The organism is Gracilibacillus massiliensis, from assembly GCF_001458115.1.
GTDB classification, from domain to species: domain Bacteria; phylum Bacillota; class Bacilli; order Bacillales; family Amphibacillaceae; genus Gracilibacillus; species Gracilibacillus massiliensis.
Genome location: NZ_CZRP01000010.1, coordinates 200,294 through 220,116 on the forward strand (window position 1 = coordinate 200,294; position 19,823 = coordinate 220,116).

General features: G+C 37.3%; 12 protein-coding genes and 2 riboswitches. Of the genes, 1 reads left to right on the plus strand and 11 read right to left on the minus strand.

The features are described from left to right. Nucleotides 1–22: 22 nt before the first annotated feature. From BN3107_RS03170 to BN3107_RS03215, 10 genes are all read right to left on the minus strand, one after another. Nucleotides 23–790 (minus strand): IclR family transcriptional regulator, encoded by a 768-nt coding sequence (locus BN3107_RS03170; RefSeq protein ID WP_058306193.1) that lies wholly within the window; start codon nucleotides 788–790, stop codon nucleotides 23–25. A gap of 155 nt (nucleotides 791–945) precedes the next feature. Further along, nucleotides 946–2,250: an NCS2 family permease gene (locus BN3107_RS03175; protein WP_058306194.1), complete on the minus strand. Its 1,305-nt coding sequence runs from the start codon at nucleotides 2,248–2,250 to the stop codon at nucleotides 946–948. Between the two features lie 105 nt (nucleotides 2,251–2,355). Continuing rightward, a riboswitch (purine riboswitch) is annotated at nucleotides 2,356–2,458 on the minus strand. A gap of 456 nt (nucleotides 2,459–2,914) precedes the next feature. Next, nucleotides 2,915–7,627 carry a leucine-rich repeat protein gene (locus BN3107_RS03180; protein ID WP_058306195.1) on the minus strand — a complete coding sequence of 1,571 codons (4,713 nt, stop codon included), beginning with the start codon at nucleotides 7,625–7,627 and terminating at the stop codon, nucleotides 2,915–2,917. A 406-nt stretch (nucleotides 7,628–8,033) separates the two neighbouring features. Then, nucleotides 8,034–9,554 carry a glutamine-hydrolyzing GMP synthase gene (gene guaA, locus BN3107_RS03185; protein WP_058306293.1) on the minus strand — a complete coding sequence of 507 codons (1,521 nt, stop codon included), beginning with the start codon at nucleotides 9,552–9,554 and terminating at the stop codon, nucleotides 8,034–8,036. Nucleotides 9,555–9,668: 114 nt separating this feature from the next. Next, nucleotides 9,669–9,770: riboswitch (purine riboswitch) on the minus strand. Nucleotides 9,771–9,872: 102 nt separating this feature from the next. Then, nucleotides 9,873–12,077 carry a DUF4129 domain-containing transglutaminase family protein gene (locus BN3107_RS03190; protein ID WP_058306196.1) on the minus strand — a complete coding sequence of 735 codons (2,205 nt, stop codon included), beginning with the start codon at nucleotides 12,075–12,077 and terminating at the stop codon, nucleotides 9,873–9,875. Then, on the minus strand, nucleotides 12,074–13,345 hold the full coding sequence (locus tag BN3107_RS03195; protein WP_058306197.1) for a DUF58 domain-containing protein: 1,272 nt from the start codon (nucleotides 13,343–13,345) through the stop codon (nucleotides 12,074–12,076). The genes BN3107_RS03190 and BN3107_RS03195 overlap by 4 nt, the downstream gene beginning before the upstream one ends. Next, nucleotides 13,342–14,292, minus strand: a complete 951-nt coding sequence (locus BN3107_RS03200; protein ID WP_058306198.1) for an AAA family ATPase — start codon at nucleotides 14,290–14,292, stop codon at nucleotides 13,342–13,344. The genes BN3107_RS03195 and BN3107_RS03200 overlap by 4 nt, the downstream gene beginning before the upstream one ends. Nucleotides 14,293–14,895: 603 nt before the next feature. Next, nucleotides 14,896–16,263, minus strand: coding sequence for a TrkH family potassium uptake protein (locus tag BN3107_RS03205; RefSeq protein WP_148434647.1), 1,368 nt, complete (start codon nucleotides 16,261–16,263; stop codon nucleotides 14,896–14,898). A 218-nt stretch (nucleotides 16,264–16,481) separates the two neighbouring features. Next, nucleotides 16,482–17,597, minus strand: coding sequence for an RNA-guided endonuclease TnpB family protein (locus tag BN3107_RS03210; RefSeq protein WP_058306199.1), 1,116 nt, complete (start codon nucleotides 17,595–17,597; stop codon nucleotides 16,482–16,484). Nucleotides 17,598–17,751: 154 nt separating this feature from the next. Then, nucleotides 17,752–18,198, minus strand: coding sequence for a hemerythrin domain-containing protein (locus tag BN3107_RS03215; RefSeq protein ID WP_058306200.1), 447 nt, complete (start codon nucleotides 18,196–18,198; stop codon nucleotides 17,752–17,754). A gap of 114 nt (nucleotides 18,199–18,312) precedes the next feature. On the opposite strand from BN3107_RS03215, the gene BN3107_RS03220 reads away from it, so the two are divergent. After that, complete coding sequence (locus tag BN3107_RS03220) at nucleotides 18,313–19,098, plus strand: ion transporter (RefSeq protein ID WP_058306201.1); 786 nt, start codon at nucleotides 18,313–18,315, stop codon at nucleotides 19,096–19,098. Nucleotides 19,099–19,144: 46 nt separating this feature from the next. Here BN3107_RS03220 and BN3107_RS03225 read toward each other — a convergent pair whose 3' ends face one another. Beyond that, a complete protein-coding gene (locus BN3107_RS03225) occupies nucleotides 19,145–19,819 on the minus strand; it encodes a uracil-DNA glycosylase (RefSeq protein ID WP_058306202.1) in 675 nt (224 codons plus the stop codon). Between the last annotated feature and the right edge of the window lie 4 nt (nucleotides 19,820–19,823).

A 19,823-nucleotide genomic window follows, 5' to 3' on the forward strand; every position in this document is an offset into this window, starting at 1 on the left:
ATATAGTTAATAAAAAAATTTATCACGAAAGATAAATCCTTTTATTGCCTAACGTTTGAGAAATTTCAGAACATGTCTGTTTCAACTGATCTACAATTTCTTTTTCTAATTTTGTGGTAATTGTTTGTTTTGTAGTTGAAATACTAATAGCTGCAATCGCTTGATTGGTATGATCAAAGATTGGTACCGCTATACAAAATATGCCTGGTTCATTTTCTTCATTATCTATAGAATACCCTGATTGTCTTACTTTATCTAATTCTTGTAAGTAAACTTGTTTTTCTGATATTGTATGGTGGGTCTGTTTAAAGAACTCATAGTTTTCTATAAGTTTCGCTATTTCCTCTTCACTTTTATAAGCAATTAATGATTTACCAACAGCACTTGAATGGATAGGTACTCTTTTTCCTATTCGAGAATATACAATTGCTGAGGCGCCTTCTACTTTATCGATATAGACACCATAAACACCCTCTAATATAACAAGGTGTGCGGTCTGACCGGTAACAACCGACAAATCTATTAAATGTTTTCTAGCAATCTCTCTAATATCCATACTGTTAAGGACAAATTGGCCTCTTTCCAGTAACTTTAAGCCCAAACTGTATTTACCACTATCCAAGTCTTGTTTAATATAATTGTGTTGTTTTAAAGTTTTTAGTAAAGAATGTGTGGTACTTTTATTTAAATCTAATTTAGTGCTAATTTCTGTGATTTTTAATTGTGAATGTTGATCATTAAATAAATTTAGGATTTTCAATGCTCGATCAACAGATTGGATAATTGGCATAGATGAAACCTCTTTCATTAGTTGCTTTTAAACGATTGTAACATAAAAGTTTTATATATTCAAAAGCTATTTCAAATAATCAAACTAATTGCAATATTAATGATTAAAAAAACCCCGGAGTTTTTCACCAAGGTTTTTGTTACATTTACAATATTTTAATGTAAGAATGCTAGATATGCTATGAAGATTATGAATAACACCCACATGATTGGGTTAATTTCTTTTACTTTTCCTTTAGCTACCATTGTAATAGGGTAGAATATAAAACCAACTGCAATACCTGTAGCAATACTGTATGCAAGTGGCATTGTCACCACGGTTAGAAATGCCGGAACAGCAATTTCGAACTTATCCCAAGGTATATCTTTTAATGATGAAGCCATTAGCACCCCAACGATGATAAGTGCCGGTGCTGTTACCGAATTAGTCACTACTCCTAGTAAAGGGGAGAAGAACAATGCTAAGATAAATAAAGCTGCTGTTACAACGGAAGTGAAACCTGAGCGGCCACCTGCTCCAACCCCTGTTGCAGATTCTACGTACGATGTGGTTGTTGATGTACCTAACGTTGCACCAACAACGGTAGCAGCAGAATCTGAAAATAATGCCTTACCTGCGCGAGGTAATTTGTTATCTTTCATTAGTCCTGCTTTAGAAGCAACAGCTACTAATGTACCCGCTGTGTCAAAAAAGTCAACAAACAAGAAAGTTAAAATTACAACTAACATTTGTAAAGTGAACACTTCACCTAAGTGTGAGAAGGCCGCACCAAAAGTTGGTGAAACGTCTGGGATTGGTGCAAAAATAGCTTCTGGTGTTGGAACTTGGCTAAAGATCATCCCAACAATAGCAGTAATCACCATTCCATAAAAAACGCCACCTTTTAACCCTAAAGTGATTAAAATAACGGTAATAACGATACCGAATACCGCTAGTAATGTTGGTCCATTTGTTAAATCACCTAATGCTACCATTGTAGAATCGTCCGCTACAATTATTCCTGAATTTTGAAAACCAATAAATGCGATAAACAAACCAATACCTGCACCTACAGCCATCTTTAAAACAGCCGGAATGGCGTTAATCACTTTTTCACGTATACCTGTAAGAGTTAAAATAATAAAGATAATACCTGAAACTAAAACACCTGCTAAAGCCGTTTCCCAAGGAATACCATAACCTAATACCACTGTATACGTGAAAAATGCATTTAGACCCATTCCTGGTGCGAGCGCAATTGGATATTTCGCAAAAACACCCATTATTAAGGTACCGATCGCAGCTGCTAGGGCTGTCGCCACAAATACAGCATTTTCATCCATACCCGTTGCACCGTCTGCTGCTAACATGCTTGGATTAACGAATAAGATATATGCCATTGCTAAGAAAGTAGTAATACCAGCAACTGTTTCTGTGCGATAATTTGTTCCTAAATTATCAAATTCAAAAAACTTTCTCATTTTATATTCTCCCCTTTTTGGACATCTGTCGTAAAAAAAATACTCTAGGCATTAACCTAGAGTATTCCTTACAATTCGGAGAAGTCACTAAAACAATTGACAAATAGCAACTTACATCCTCCTCGTAGTCGAAGCAAATTCCGGTGCTTCGGTAGAAACTCTTGGGCCATATTCCCAACATTATACGACGGATGGTTATAAATAAATTATTAAGTTCATTTAATATATTACTACCCTAGAAATCATCAGTCAAGAGAAAATACGAATATTATGCCATTTCTTTTATTTATCGTTCGTTTTTTCAAACGTCTGCTACATATGGTAAGAAATAACATGAAATACAGCTTATTTTTACATGAACCCGCACTAACTGATGAAATTCAAGCCTTAGAATGTTGATCTAGAGATTATATCCTAACACCGTTTCAAATAAAGGGAGACATCACATTTGATTAAAGTGATATCTCCCTCTAGAACTATTAACGATTTTCATTTGTGAAATATTCCCACTCTATACAGCTTTCTCGAGACTTTAAGCATACAGAACACACCATAGTTTACAATAATCAATATGGTTTCAAATTGAAAGTAACTCTACTACTATCCTCGCACATCTCTTGATCATGTTATTTATAAGGAGGACATCAGCCGGTTTCCTTACTGCTTATTGTACTTGTTCCATTCGCTTCCGCTTGTGTCGCCATATCACTGCCACACCTACAAGCAGGAAAAGACCTCCGACTATCAGCCACGAATACATCGATGTTGCTGTGGATGGCAAAGTAGCAACATCCCGTTCGCTCTCCTTATCTGGCAAGGCTGTAACACCTAAAGAATCTGTTTCTTTTGCTTTTTTGTTTGTATTTTTTTCTTCTATAGTTTTCTGTTCTTCGTCTGTATCCTCTTTTTTCGGAGCATCTCTTTCTTCCTCTGTTACATTTGTATCCTGTTCTTCAATTTTTGCAGTCTCTTGTTCTGTCACATTTACCAGTATGGTTGCAGAAAGTTCGTTCGGGTTCGATACATCCTCTGACAATTTTCCAATAAACATGTATTCTCCCGCTTCGTTACCGTTAAATGACGTTGTCTCACTAGCTTCCCATGTGACAAAGACTTCTAAAGTACTTTTATCACTAACTATCACTTCGATCGTTGTTGGTAAATTAAGATCTGAGATATCTGTACCATAGGCAACCGTAATATCAGCTATAGCTGCAATGCCCGTTATATATGGATCTATCATTTCTTCTTCCACAACAACTTCCATAATTACAGCTAAATTATCAGGGTTTTTCAAGCCTTCTTGTTCAACCAGCTCCCCTGTAAACAGATACGTTCCAGCTGTATTACCATCATAATTTGGAGCACCCTGATCCCAAGTAATAGCCATTTGGAATCTCTTATCGTTAGCTGTTATCACTTCCACTGTTTCTGGCAAACCTATCTCTTGACGTGTCGTACCGTAGTCAACTGACATATCATCAGGTGAGACAATTTCGGTAATATCTACTGGAATTGGGGTAAAGCCATACCCGTATTTATTCGCATACGCCTCTGTTGTCGAAGTTAAATAACCAACCAATGTAAGATCTCCCGCATGGTCCACATTTTCTTTAAACACATCTTCAATACTATCGTTAAGTAATGTTTCAGAATTAAGAATCGTTACTTTTGTAAGATTATTACCACGAAACGCTGCTCTCATCACATTCTCGATAGTTACCGGAAGTATTAAATCTGTTAATTTATTGTGAGAAAAAGCAAATTGTTCAATTGTTCGTATACTTTCTGGGAACTCGATTTCTTCTAATTTATTATAAGAAAATGCAGCGTTTCCAATCGTTTCAATCCCTTCAGAAATAGTAAGTGTTGCAATATCATTGGCATAAAAAGAACGATAACCTATTGTCTCTACATTTCCTGAGATAATTAATTCGCTCAATGCGTTGTATGAGAATGCCTGTGACTCAATAGTTTCAACACTATCTGGAATGATAACACTAGTCAATCCTTTATTTCTAAACGCTTCCTCTCCAATTGCAGTAACAGTTAAATGCTCATCACCAATTTGAGCAGGTATTTCTAATGCTCTCTCTGGTCCTGTATAACCTGTAATTGTCGCTGTGCCATCTCGATTATCCACAAACGTAAATTCCGGTAACGCTTCAAAGCTGTACCCATAATTATTAGCATGAGTTTCCGTGGTCGAATTTGCATAACCGACAAGCGTAAGGTCAGCAGCGTTTGCTACATTGTAGAAAAATATAGAATTATCATTAAAAATCGTATTTGAGTTATACACCGTTACCCTTGTTAAATTATTATTGGAAAATGCTTGCTCACCAAGTTCTGATATTGAACTCGGCAACACAACTTCTTCTAACTGATTATCACTAAACGCACGGGAACCAATCGATTCTAACTGTGAAGGGATTTCCAGCTGTGCTATCTTATTACTATAAAATGCATAGTTTCCAATGCTTTGAACACTTTCTGGTATGTTGACAGTTTGAATCTCGTTATTTCGAAATGTGAAAGCCTCAATGTTTGTCAATCCATCAGGTAAATCTACTTCTGCTAACTGATTATCAGCGAATGCATAGACTCCAATACTTTCAACACCTTCAGGGATAGAAACGGATTTCAGTTCATTATTAAAGAAAGTATACGGTTGAATAGCTGTTAACTTACCAGGTAATTCTACTCCCTCCAACTGATTACCTCTAAAAGCCATACTATCAATCTTCGTGATGCTTTCAGGAAACTCAATTTCTGTGAGATTATTATCTTGAAATGCCCAGACACCAATGTATTCCAAGCTATCTGGTAACGTAACAGATGTTAATCCCGCATTATGGAATGCACTATTCCCAATCTTGGTAACCGTTAAATGCTCACCACCAATTTCAGAAGGTATTTCTAATGCAGTCTCTGGTCCTGTATAACCTGTAATTGTTGCCGTGCCATCTCCATTATCCGCAAATGTAAATTCCGGTAACGCTTCAAAGCTGTACCCATAATTATTAGCATGAGTTTCAGTGGTCGAATTTGCATAACCGACAAGAGTAAGATCAACATCGTTCGCAACATTACCTGCAAAGCTATCGGTACCTTCAAATACCAAATTTGAGTTATACATCGTTACTCGCGTTAAAGCATTATTTCGGAATGCACCTGAACCAATCGATGCTACTTGTGCAGGAATCTCCAGCTTCTCTAACTGATTTCCAAAAAAAGCGCGATCAGTAATTTCTGTTAATGAATCTGGCAAGATAACTTCCGCTAGCTCATTATCTCTAAACGCTTCATTCTTAATGCTTTGAACACCTTCTGGAATCTTGACGGATTGAATTGCATTATTAGAGAAGGAACTACCTTCGATAATTGTCAGTCCTGTTGGTAAATCTACTTCAATTAACTGATTACTCCCAAATGAAAAACTACTAATTTTCGTTACATTATTTGGAATATTGATTTCTATGAGATTATTATTGTGAAATGCCCAAGAACCAATCATCTCTAAACTATCTGGTAGAGTAACGGCAGTTAATCCTGCATTACGGAAGGCACTGTTACCAATCGTTGTGACTGTTAAATCATCATCTCCAATTTCATCAGGAATTTCTATTTCTGTTTCTGTTCCTGTGTAACCAGTAATGGTCGCTGTTCCATCTCCGTTATTATCAAACGTAAATTCTAGCAATGCTTCAAAACTGTATCCATTATCATCTGCATAAGTATTGGTTGTTGAACCTGCATAACCGATAAGTGTAAGGTCTGTTGCATTCCCTATAAACACATCATCTCCAAATTCTGTATCCCTGTTATTAATAGACACTTTTGATAGACTATTATTTTGAAATGCCCCTTCATGAATTTGTCCGACGGTATCAGGGACATTTACTTCTGTTAATTGGTTATCACTAAAAGCATAAGCTCCAATTGTTTGCATATCATCTGATATTGAACTTTCAGATAAAGTAGAAGACGCAAGAGCCGAAAGAAGTATAGGTTCTGCTGTTTCAGATATTGTCAGTGTGGTTAATTGATTTCCTTGAAATGCCCGTGCTCCTATTTCCTTTACATCTTTAAAGAGTGTTAATTCTGTTAATGCATTGTCACGAAATGCCTCTGAGCCGATTTGTTTGATACCCTCTGGAAGTGTGACGCTCCTTAATCCTTTGTTTTTAAATGCGTCGTTACCAATTCCAGTCACATCTTTTCCTTCTATTTGACTCGGAATCGTCACGTCTTTATTACTTCCAGTATATTCCGTTATTGTAAAGGTACCATCGCCGTTATCACTCGTTCCAAATTCTGAAACAGCTCCCGATAATGGTTCAAAGCTATGTCCGTATCGGTTTGCGTAAGCTTCTGCCGTCGAGCCAACATGCCCAACAAGCGTAAGGTCTGCTGGATCTGTCACATTATTTTCAAATACTGCAATATCTAAGTCTAGTTCAGGGTTATAAACCGTAACTCTAGTTAGCTGATTATCTCGAAATGCCCTTTGATCGATTTTCACAACCTTTTGAGGAATCTCTAGTTCTGTCAGTTGATTATCCGAAAAAGCATAACCAGCAATAGTTAGTTCTGAATTTGGCAGTGTCACTTTTGCTAACTGGTTTTGATGAAATGCTCGCCCACTAATTGTCGTCACACTATCCGGAATGTGGATTTCCGTGAGTGCATTTTTCTCAAATGCATTGTTTCTAATCCACGTTACACCATCAGGAATGGTCACCCTTTCTAACTTGTCGACATTCTCAAGTTTATGAGAGGCAAATGCATAAGCTTCAATCCATTTTACTGGTAACATTAATTGATCAGGTTCAGCCAGACCTTCAGCAGGTATCTCTATTTCGGTAGCTGAGCCTGTGTAACCAGTAACTATAGCATGAGTAAGGCCATAAAAAGTGAAGCCTCCATTATCATGTGAAGTTTCCATACTTAATTGTTGAGAAGTTTCTACTTCTTCCTCTTCTACTCCTTCGTCACTGTCCACTTCTGGTGCTTCTTTCGCATCATCTTCAGGAATATCCTCTGTTGGATGAATCTGTTCTGCCTTCACTTCTTCACTTGGCTTCGAGCTATCTGTTTTTTCTTCAAGTTGTGCTTCTTTCTTATTTGTTGATTCTTTTTCTTCCTGTTCACTTTCTTCCTCTACATCACTGGTATTTACTTGATCATTCACTGTATCTACTATTTGTTCTGTTTCAACTGCTACTTCCTTTGTATCTGGATTTTGTTCTTGCTCCACTGCAACCACATGTAATCCAATTTGAGCGGGACTAAGAGCTAGTAACATACAAAAGAAAATCAAAATCCTTCGTTGCATTTGTTTCCGGTAATTCCATGGCCAATCACTGTTCTTCATCTCCAGGTCTCCTTTTACTTCTTAGTTAACCATCGTAATGTTCGATGATCGTTAAGATTTCTCCGCTATTTTTTTGTTTTCATCCCTTCTTTGATTTTTTACATTACCGGTTTTCATCATAAAAGATTAACGTTAAATCAAGGTTAAATGGAGATAATTCGATTAGATTTATAAAAAAAGGAGAAATTTGTTTTACATTTAAAATACGAATAAGATACCAAAACGTTTTTATCAACGATTTCAAAACTTCCTACCTAACAAAAAAGAGATATTGCTTTTACACAATATCCCTCATTTTTCTCCGTTTCCTCTGTGGAATTTAACGGAAAATCTATTCAGTTTTAATTATTTTCGCACCTTCTACATACAGTCAAATCAACATTTTCACTTAAAATGCTCTTACTAACTATTCCCACTCAATCGTCGCTGGTGGCTTACTCGTTACATCATAAAGCACACGGTTAATGTGATCCACTTCATTAACAACACGGACGGATATCTTTTCTAATACGTCCCAAGGAATACGTGCCCAGTCGGAAGTCATGCCATCGATCGACGTTACAGCACGGATACCAATCGCATAATCATACGTACGGGCATCTCCCATGACACCAACACTTCGAATATCAGGAAGAACCGTAAAGTACTGCCAAATATCTCGGTCTAGTCCTGCTTTTTTAATTTCCTCGCGTAAAATAGCATCCGATTCACGAACAATCTCCACTTTTTCGGGCGTAATCTCTCCCAATACTCGGATACCTAAACCAGGACCTGGGAATGGTTGACGCCATACAATCTCATCGGGTACACCTAACTCCGTTCCTAAAGCACGAACTTCATCTTTGAATAATGTGTTTAACGGCTCAATTAACGTGAATTCCATATCTTCCGGTAAGCCACCTACATTATGGTGTGATTTAATCGTTTGTGCTGTTTCTGTACCACTTTCGACAATATCGGTATACAACGTACCTTGAGCTAGAAAGTCCATCTTTTCTAATTTAGCTGCTTCATCATCAAAGACATAAATAAACTCGTTACCAATGATTTTACGTTTTTGTTCTGGATCAGATACACCTTTTAGTTTTGATAAGAAACGATCCTGTGCATCAACTTTAATGATATTCATATGGAACTGATCACGGAAGGTACGCATCACCGTTTCCCCTTCATCTTTTCGCAATAGACCGTGGTCCACGAAGATACATGTAAGCTGATCGCCAATCGCTTTATGAATTAAAGCTGCGACTACTGAGGAGTCAACCCCACCACTGAGCGCACACAATACATTACGATCGCCAACTTGTTCTCTAATCTTGTCTACTTCCATATCAATAAAGTTCGCCATCGTCCAATCACCAGTACATTTACATGCTTGGAAAACAAATTGCTTTAATAGATTATTACCATATTCGGAATTGCGAACTTCTGGATGGAATTGCACCCCATATAAGTTTTTCTCTATATTTCTCATGGCTGCTACAGGTGTTGATGAACTGGTTGCTTCAATCGCAAAATCTTTTGGAGCTTCGATAATTTTATCGCTATGGCTCATCCATACAACCTGCTCTTTAGGTGTACCTTCAAAAAGGAGTGCATTGTCTTTGACATGAATATCTGCTTTTCCGTACTCACGTTGATTCGCTCGTTCTACTACACCACCGAAATGATGGGTCATCAATTGCATTCCGTAACAGATACCTAGAACTGGTATACCAAGCTCAAAAATTTGTTCATCACAACGGAAACTATTTTCACCATAGACACTATGAGGTCCACCTGAAAGAATAATCCCTTTTGGATTCATCTCTTTAATTTCCTCTATCGTTAAACGATGGGAATGAAGCTCACTATATACACCAAATTCACGTATTCGTCGGGTAATTAATTGGTTATATTGACTACCAAAATCTAAAACTAAAATCATTTCATTGTTCACTTCCAAGTTGTCCACTCCTTCAATTAATCTAAAGAATCTTTATGTATTATCACAAATAAAAATCTGCCTTTCTTTAAAAATATACAGAAAGGCAGAAATCTACAATAAGATCACCGCCTTCATAGTCCGAACATTTACGGTGTTCTGGTAGAAACATTTGAGCCCTATTCTCAAACATATATGAAGGTGTTGAAACAGATGCATAGAGAACTGCATCAAGTAAAAAACAGATTGGCGTGCAACCATGCTGTCACACTATAATCACGCTATAATTTTTATCTATTCTATCAATCGTTTCGATACTGGTCAAGCTATTATTTGATCAATTACTTGTTGGAATAAATTCCTTAATTTACTTTTATCTTCTGATGTTTCCTGATTTCTGTAAATATATTGTTCATAAGCTAAGGTTAGGTCATACATTTCAGTTGTTCCTAATTGTTGATCAATTTCCTTTGCGTATTGTCTCAACGTCTGACCTTTTCTGCGTTTGAAACCTCTGTTTTCTAAAAGATCCAACAAATAAATATAGGCGGGTTCTAAATCTAATTTCTGAGTTAGTTTATCCCATTTTCTTAATGCATACCAATCTTTTATTTGATTCCTTTTTAGATAGGCAATTGTTGTTAATATCAGCGTGATGACAACGAGACTGATCCAAAAATAGAGCCAACCATTACCATTATCCTTATTTGCCGAACCACCTAGCATACTATCTTCTTGCTCTTCATCTGTTTCTGCATCTTCGGTTTCAGGTGTTTCTTCACTTATATCTTCCTCTGGCACTTCTTCCTCTTCTGCAGGATCTTCTGTATCAATATCACTGGTTACTTCTTGATAAAAATCAGTTGGATTAGTGAAACCACTAGTTGGCTCAAAAGGTACCCATCCCGTATCTGGGAAATAAACCTCAACCCACGAGTGCGCATTATTATTGGTCACTTCATAAAGGGAATAACCCTCCGGAAGCGCTGGTTGATCGGTTACTTCTGCTCCCCCAGTAAAACCCTTCACCCAGCGGGCTGGGATATCTAAGGAACGTAACATCACCACCATCGACGTTGAAAAGTTATCACAATACCCTACTTGTGTTTCAAATAAAAACTGATCGACATAATCTTCTCCGTCTTCCGGGATTGAAACATCTTCAATTTGATAGGTATAACCATTTAGAGCGAAATAACTTTCGATTGCCTTTGCTTTATCATACCTTGTTTCTTCACCATCTACTACTTCCGCCGCTAAATCACTGACCCTTTCTGGTAAATCCTCCGGTAATTGCAAATAGGACTGTTTAATGTGATCAGGGTCATTATTAGAATTTCCTCGAAGCTCATCTAAGGAAAAAGATGGTGCATCATATTGGACGGAGTACGATGTGTTAGGTGACTGTTCGGATGATTCCACCTCAATCATACCTGATTTCATGTCCATAAAAAACGACTCACGTTGCGAGGATTGTATTCGATTAACACCATAAGGATAGACTACTTTAGGTAATTCATTGGTTGACTCAGGGCGTACCATTGCTTCGTATGGCTTTGTTTCAGTATCTTGCACAGAAAATGTACGAAACCGCACCTCACCATTCTCTAAAGGAACATAATCTAATTCAGCAGAACGCTCCCACCCTTTTCCGGTATAGACATCCTTCGACTCAATACGCCAATATACATTATCATGTACGATTGCTTCAAATACTTTTGTATCGTCTTGCACAAATGAACCACCTAAACGTGAATCATCCTCACCATATCCCACTTTTTGGACTGGGCCATCGCCAAAACCGACATGTCCTGCAGTACTTTGGATAAAGGGTACAGGATCAGGCCACTGCGGAGTTGGTTTCGGTGAATAAATCCCTAATAAAGCAGCCAATAATACAATGGCAATAATCGGTGTCATCCAAGTCAATAGATTGCCTTTTTTATCATTCGTTTCACTATTATCCATTAGTTTCACATAACGGCTAAGTCCTAGAACAACAAACGATATCACAAACGTCCGCACCATCGCGAGTGGCGCTTCATATACAGTGAATGTATCTAATACAGCTAAATAAACGATCGTTAATACGACAAACAGGAAGAATTTATTTGCAACGGTGAACCAGTAGTGTAATAAATAACTCATTAACCACAACAATAATAAAAAGAGTAAACTTCTAAAAAAAGCAGTCATTAGAAACCAATCATTATCCCAGGCAATTTCTAAATTATACCTTAACTCTGACATGATTACTTGAAACCATTGTAAAGAAAGCAATGTTTCTTCAAGAAATAAATAATCGAGAATCAATAATAGGGATATCGATTTAATCAGAAATTTCGCCAAAGCATTTTTAAGAAAAAAGGATACTAAAAAACAGATCGCTGTGTAGATTACAAACAAATAGGAACTTCCGGTATCTGTCACTTCCTCTAATGGTCGCAGCCATTCCCAAAACAATAAAAATCCAGCTAGCAATAGGATAAAGGAGGAAATGGAGGATAAAGAGATCTTTGATGTCATCGGGATGGACTCACCTCCCACTGTTCTCTCAGTAACTGTTGCTCTGTAATTATCTGCACGCTAATATTTTTCAAGCGCAGTGATTTTATTAATTGTTGTTGGTGTAGTTGATGATCTTTCTCTGCAACAATATAACAAATCATAACGATATAATCCTGACTCTTCCATGCAACAAACCGATCTACTAGTACTTCATCTAAATGTGTAATCACAAATAAAACAGTAGAACCTTTTGTCAATTCGGGTATAGGGGAAATTATTTTTTGCGCTAAAGGTACTTCATGTTCTTGTTTGACAGTGGCCAAATAATTTTGAACAGCTGGAAACTGGAATTGCAACTGTTGATTAGAGAAATATTTCACTTCTTTACCTAACGTATAAAAGGAAACGTTTTGATTCTTCTTGCGGATCGTATGCAAAATCGAAATCGTCCATTCAATAGCCGCTTCAAATACTAAAAGACGCTGATATTGCAAGCCGTCCACATCAAGGATCAATGCCATACTTGAATCTTTTTCTTGCTCAAACTCCTTTGTCATGACCGTATTTTTCCGAGCAGTTGTTTTCCAATCAATCCATGAAAATCGATCACCCGGAATATATTCACGAACACCTGAGACAACATTTGTTAGTTTTTCATCATGCATATGGGACGCGCTAGCCCCTTCTTCTAAACTTAACGAGTAGTATTTCCACTTCATTTCTTGTATCGCGGGATAGACATAAAATTCTTGGCCGAGGTCGATCGTATACGCTGCCTCCACAAAGCCAAATGGATCGCCAACTTTCAAGTGCACTTGTGACAATTGATGCTTCCCTCTTGGCAAATGGGCTAACGGATAAGAAATGGCTATATTTCTATGAAAACCGGGATGAATTACCTTTTTCCATAGTCGTTTTCTTTCAAAACCTGTTTGTTCTGATAGAAATTGATACTTTTTTTTGCCAATATCCTGATATTGAAGTGACTCTGGATAGTCTTCTTCGACAATTAAAAAAAAGAGTGGGAATGGAAACTTTCGTTTAATGGTAATGTTTATCTCTAATTTTCCACCTGCTTGGAGATATCTATTAGTCAATTGTCTATCAATTTTCCAGTTTTGCAGAGGATAGAAAGGTAGCATCATCATATATAGAATAATTGGTAACATACTATAAAAGAGAAACCAACTAACAAATCCACCTTGGAACATAGCAAACACAAATAAAAATCCTAATAAGAAAAATAACTGGACTTCCGTTACTATTTTTCGAATGAGTACTTTCATCCATGTAATTCCTTTCGAACAGGAACATCTATTTCGTCTAAAATTTGTGTAATTAATTTTTCTTGGGTAACTCCTTCATATCTTGCCTCTGGTCGCAAAATAATTCGGTGTGCCATCACATATGGCGCTAATTTGACGACATCATCCGGGATCACATAATCCCGATCTTGAATATAGGCATGAGCTTTGGCTGCTTTCATTAGAGCAATTGAACCACGGGGACTAACCCCTAATTGCACAAAGTTACTTGTTCTAGTTGCAGAAACAAGCTGCACAATATAACGTTTTACAGTAGCGTCGACATATAAAGAATCGACTTCTTTCTGCATTTCTATCAGCTCTTCTTTATGAATCACTGGTGTAATTTCATCGATCGGATGTTGTCGATCCGTCCGATTTAACATCTCGAACTCATCTACTTCATTCGGATATCCCATACTTAACTTCATCAGAAAACGATCCAGCTGTGCTTCAGGTAATGGATATGTTCCTTCGTAGTCAACCGGATTCTGTGTTGCCATTACAAAAAATGGTTTATTCAATGATTTTGTCATACCATCGACGGTGACATTCATTTCTTCCATTGCCTCTAATAATGCAGATTGTGTCTTTGGCGATGTTCTATTAATCTCGTCTGCTAAAACAATATCACCGAAGATCGGACCACTACGAAATTCAAAGACCATTTCTTTCGGATTGTATATCGATACACCCGTCACATCGGATGGTAATAAATCTGGCGTAAATTGGATACGTTTAAATTCACAATCTAGTGATTTTGATAATGCACGTACCATCATCGTTTTACCAACACCTGGCACGTCTTCTAACAGTACATGTCCATCTGCTAGTAATGCGACTAAACTCAAAGTTACCTCTCGTTCTTTACCTATCATAACTCTTTCGATATTTTGCAAGATTTTCGCGACTTGGTTCTGGTATTCCATTGTTCCGCCTCCGTTCTGCAAACTATTCATTCCTGAAGCTATTCCTACCTATAACTATACTATACTTCAGCCCAATGCGCCTACCAATTAAACTAGTAAATTTAAGGAATATTTATTTTGGATCGTAATCAACTTATTAGAAACTTGATAATACTATATACAAAGTAGACACAGACTTCTAACTCTTGAAAACTTTAAAAGCCTAATGCACATAAGTATGACGTCGTTTATGAAGAAATTTGTATTCTTCACGGGAATCCCCTTTCGCTTCACCGGAATTACCATGCTCTTTACAGGAATTATTCTTCTGTAGACGGGAATTGTGCTTTGCTTAACGGGAAAAAAGGCTAATTCCCGCCAAGCGCACCATATTTCCCGTCTACAACAACACTATTCCCGTGAAGAAACTCATATATACTACACCACCGATTTAATAAGAGCTCCTAGAACAGAGCACATATACAAGTGTGAAAGGTAAAATTCGATACTTTAGTGGAAAAGAACAGTATGAAGACCCACTGGGGAGCAGCAGTCAAGCGCTGGTTTAGCATAATGAGGACGTTTTTTAAAACCGAAACAATAACCTCAAGGTTGCCCTTGAGGTTATCCGATGATTACTCGTTCGGTTGGATAGTGGAAACGATCTTTGGTATCGTCGCCTCGAATGATAAATAGGAAGGTGAAGACACCGATTCTACCGATAAACATCAGCGCCATAATCAGACACTTTCCAAATGAGGATAGATCAGGTGTAATTCCGAGCGAAAGTCCTGTTGTTCCAAAGGCAGAAGCCACTTCAAAAATAACTTCCATCAAAGGGAAACTTTCTGTTTTCATCAAAATAATAACTGAACTTACACAAAGCATGAGAGCAGTGGTTATGACAATAAAAGAGCGTAACATATCTTCTTGATGAATCTCCCGTCCAAATACTTTCACACTAGAATTTCCTTTAGCATAATTCCAAATCGTTAACAACATAATCGCAAAAGTGGTTGTTCGTATACCACCACCAACACTACTTGGTGATGCACCAATAAACATTAGAGCACTAATTAAGAAAAGCGTTGGCAATGAAAATTCGGAAACATCCATCGTGGATAAACCACCACTTCTGCTTGTTACAGATTGAAAAAGACTATAAAAAAAAGTCTCGTGCCACGATTTATCAGCAAAAAAGGCGTCTCTTTCCAATAAAAAAATTAAAATTGTACCACCGACTACAAGCCAGAAAAAGGTTACAGTAGTTATCTTTGTGAATAAGGAAAATTTATGACGATCATTAACTCCATATACTCTACCTCTTAAGACTTCCTGTACTTCTATTAATACCGGAAAGCCAATGGCACCGAGAATAATTAGAATCATATTTATAAACTGTACAAAGTAGTCATTGGCAAAAGGTATTAACGAAGCTCCAGTGATATCCAAACCTCCATTAGTTGTGGCACTGATTGCCCCAAACACACCTTGCAACAGCGCTTCAGGCATCGTGTCGTAATAATTCAAGAAATGAATAGATAAGATAATAGCACCAATAAATTCAATAATTAGCATTAATTTAAAGATTTCAAGCATCAGTTTTACAAGCCCGGCCAATGTTTTACTATTCTGATCAACCATGATCATTTTTCGACTTCGTATACCAATTTTTTTACCTAAAATCACCCATATAAAGGTACCCATCGTCATGATCCCAATTCCGCCTAAATGCAGAATAACGGCAATGGCAATCTGACCTGCTGGATTAAATACTTCTGATATTGAAATAACCGTCAGGCCTGTAACACTTATCGCTGTAACAGCTGTAAACATCGCATCAATAAAGGAAAGCTCCACACCTGGATTATGAAAAACAGGTAAACTTACCACTATTGTCGATACGATCACAGCTAACAAGTAATATACAACTATATGATGAATAGCAGACCAATTCTTCATTATTTCTTTCATTTTATCTATAATTGCCATCATTTACGTTCTCCTTCAATATAATGAAACTAGTCGATAGTTTACCATATATTGACCGATTAATCACCTTTTCTCTGAAATATTACTATTTTGTGAACTACTCCCACCACTTACCACCCTTACAGGTTGCTTGAAGTGGGGGCTTCTTGGGTAATTGCCACTTTTGGTAGCTGACGAAATTTACCAAGCTAACCCTCTTGTTCCAAGAGTTCATCTTATCATGAGGCACTCGCTAATAAGCGCATGCCTTCTTTTTTGATATTGAGTGCTGCGTTGTAATCTCGATCAAGTTTTAGTCCACACGAACAAGCATATACCCTCATGTTCATTGGCATGGGTTGAATATTTCCACAACTCGAACATGTTTTGGAAGATGGAAACCATTTGTCCACTTTGATAAGGTGTTTCCCTTGTTCTTTTAGTTTGTACTTTAAGAATGAAGTGAACATTCCCCATCCATTATCAGCGACGCTTTTACCAAATTGAAGTGCTTGTGACATTCCCTTCATGTCTAAATCTTCTATGACAACCGCATCATAGTGCGTTACTAACTCCTTTGATAGATGGTGAAGAGAATTCTTACGTTGGTTCGCGACTTTCTCTTGCATGTTAGCTACTCGAATACGTTGTTTGTTCCAATTGGAAGAGCCTTTCTTTTTACGAGATAGTTTACGTTGCTCGATCGCTAATTTACCAAGCATTTGTCGATAAAACTTTGGGTAATTGGCTTTCTTACCGTCGCTATCAACAAACAGCCCGTCCATCGTAAAGTCTAAGCCAACCATTGTGTGGATTTCCTTAGGATCGATCTGCTTTTCGTACGCTGTGAGAATAGAAATATAGTATTTTCCTGAGGAAGTTATAGATAAGGTGCAAGATTTGAGTGTATGTTCGGAAGGTATCTCTCTATGTTGTTTCATTTTGAGCCTTTTCAATTTCGGTAATTGGATATAACCATTTAACAATTGAATATTCCCATTCACAACATTTGTGGTGTAGCTTTGCTTGTGTCGTTTACTTTTGAATTTGGGGAACTTGGCAATTCCCTTAAAGAAGGCTTTATAAGCTTTATCTAAGTTTCGTTGAGCGTTTACCAAAGCTAAAGAATCTACTTCCTTTAACCAGGCATATTCTTGTTTATATTTGGCAGGTGTAGGAAGTTTCACCTTTTTTAATGTCTCTTTATCATCTTTTAGGTGGTCGTACGTTTCTTTTCGTTCAGCTAACATTTTGTTATAAACAAAACGAACACAACCAAAGGTTTTATGTATCATCAACGCCTGTTCCTCCGTTGGATACACTCGAAACTTATAGGCCTTGTTTTGTTTCGTCATATCCATCACCTCCCTCTTTCTAATAATCATTATAGAACGCAAGTTCGGTGATTGCAACTTCTTTGGGATATCTCCCAACCGACATTCATCTCCCCCTTACCGTTGGGCTATGCCCTTCACACGCTTGAAGAGGGCGACTTCTGTCGGAAGTGCGTTAAAAACCGCTATAGGAATCTCGATGGAACCTGCCATTCGCTTGAAATAGATAATTTTCTGGTACCGCTTTTTCAATCATAGGAAAAATGACACGTTCCTCTAAGCGTACATGTTCTTGTAATAATGCTCCCAATTCACGAAACAACTGGCGATCTGGACGTTTCGAACCTCTTATTTGATACACATAACTTCTAATTTGCACATGTTGAATCAGCATCTCTTTTATTTCAGGTTGGTCAACAGATTCGTATTGCCCGTAAAGAGGTAAAAGGACTTCTTCTTCGTCACGAAAATGATCTTCTCCATCCTTTTCCCAAAATTCAATCACATCTCTGGTCATTTTTTGAATACTGCTATTATCATCTGCTTTTTTTAGTTGTTGGGCCATTGTTAAGGTATGATGATGGTGATGGGATAATGGATATAACGCTTCGTGTCTCTTCATTTGATCGGCTCCTTTTTTAATATTCTTAGTTAAAAGTTGTGTTTACGCTCATTTCATTTTAAAATATTGAGGGTAGTGATTGTGTGATCGAACACACAGTAAAGGAGAAATGGTATGCGTTCCCCAGAAAAATTAAGTAAGTTTGTGATGGATACACGATTCAATCGATTCATCACCGCTCTAATAATCTTTAACGCCGTGTTAATAGGTTTAGAAACTTTCCCGACAATCTATCAGCAATACCACACATATTTTGTGGTAATCGACCTTATTATCCTAGCTATCTTTACATTAGAAGTGGTTCTAAAGATCATGGTACTCAAAAAGAGCTTCTTTACGAATGGTTGGAATATCTTTGACTTTGTGATTGTATTAGGTAGTCTTATTTTATATAGTACCCCATTTGTAAGTGTATTACGTATTTTCCGTGTATTACGGGTTTTCCGTACGATTACCACGATTCCAACTTTAAGAAGAATTGTGGCAGCCTTATTTATGGCGGTCCCCACTATTAGTAGTGTATTGCTAATTATGACAATTATCTTTTATGTATATGCTATCTTAGGGACCTCTTTTTACGGAGATATTTCGCCTGAATATTTTGGTGATATCTTTTTAAGCTTTGTGACATTATTCCAAATCTTCACCTTAGAATCATGGGCAAGCGGTATTTTCAGACCGATATTTGCAGAAGAACCATGGTCATGGCTTTATTTCCTTTCCTTCATCGTAATTGCAACGTTTATTATGATCAACTTAATTGTTGGGGAAATCGTTAATAATGCCCAAAAAATCACCGATGATTTTGAAGAAGAAACAGATGAAATCAAAGAAGATACCAGTGAAATTAAAGAACTGCGCAAAGAAATCAGAGAAATCAAAGAAATGTTACAAAAGTAAGGGGACAGAGAAGGGACAGAGGGACAGGCACCTCGTCCCTTTTTTGTTATTGTATTTCCCAATCAATCGGCGTGAGTTGATGTTGTTTCAGCAAATCATTCGTTTTAGAAAATGGTTTACTTCCAAAGAAACCGCGATGTGCAGATAGTGGACTAGGATGCGGGGATTTTATAATATAATGTTTCGAACTATCAATTAATGCTTGTTTTTTCTGTGCCGCTGCTCCCCATAAAAGATAGACAACAGGAGTAGTTTTCTCGTTCAGGGTATTGATAACATGATCGGTAAATCGCTCCCAGCCTTTCTTCTGATGAGAGTGTGCTTGCCCCGCTCTAACCGTTAATACATTATTAAGCAACAAAACACCCTGCTCTGCCCACTTCACTAAATATCCATGCGTCGGAATTGGTAATCCAGTATCCGTATGTAACTCTTTATAAATATTTCGTAACGATGGCGGAATGTCCACCTCTGGTTTTACCGAAAAACTTAATCCATGTGCTTGATTTGGTCCATGGTATGGGTCTTGTCCTAATATTACTACCTTTACTTTGTGAAAAGGTGTGTAATGTAGGGAATTATATATATCATGCATCTCTGGATAGATCGTGTTTTGTTGGTACTCTTGCTTTAAAAAGTCACGCAATCTTAAATAATAATCTTTTTCAAACTCGGATTCTAGTATTTCCGCCCAATCATTTTTGAGAATTTTTGTTGTCATATAC

Bases quoted from the DNA above. Each gene is read 5' to 3' on its own strand.
- BN3107_RS03170 (WP_058306193.1), bottom strand. From the start codon at position 790: ATGCCAATTATCCAATCTGTTGATCGAGCATTGAAAATCCTAAATTTA.
- BN3107_RS03175 (WP_058306194.1), bottom strand. From the start codon at position 2,250: ATGAGAAAGTTTTTTGAATTTGATAATTTAGGAACAAATTATCGCACA.
- BN3107_RS03180 (WP_058306195.1), bottom strand. From the start codon at position 7,627: ATGAAGAACAGTGATTGGCCATGGAATTACCGGAAACAAATGCAACGA.
- guaA (WP_058306293.1), bottom strand. From the start codon at position 9,554: ATGATTTTAGTTTTAGATTTTGGTAGTCAATATAACCAATTAATTACC.
- BN3107_RS03190 (WP_058306196.1), bottom strand. From the start codon at position 12,077: ATGACATCAAAGATCTCTTTATCCTCCATTTCCTCCTTTATCCTATTG.
- BN3107_RS03195 (WP_058306197.1), bottom strand. From the start codon at position 13,345: ATGAAAGTACTCATTCGAAAAATAGTAACGGAAGTCCAGTTATTTTTC.
- BN3107_RS03200 (WP_058306198.1), bottom strand. From the start codon at position 14,292: ATGGAATACCAGAACCAAGTCGCGAAAATCTTGCAAAATATCGAAAGA.
- BN3107_RS03205 (WP_148434647.1), bottom strand. From the start codon at position 16,263: ATGGCAATTATAGATAAAATGAAAGAAATAATGAAGAATTGGTCTGCT.
- BN3107_RS03210 (WP_058306199.1), bottom strand. From the start codon at position 17,597: ATGACGAAACAAAACAAGGCCTATAAGTTTCGAGTGTATCCAACGGAG.
- BN3107_RS03215 (WP_058306200.1), bottom strand. From the start codon at position 18,198: ATGAAGAGACACGAAGCGTTATATCCATTATCCCATCACCATCATCAT.
- BN3107_RS03220 (WP_058306201.1), top strand. From the start codon at position 18,313: ATGCGTTCCCCAGAAAAATTAAGTAAGTTTGTGATGGATACACGATTC.
- BN3107_RS03225 (WP_058306202.1), bottom strand. From the start codon at position 19,819: ATGACAACAAAAATTCTCAAAAATGATTGGGCGGAAATACTAGAATCC.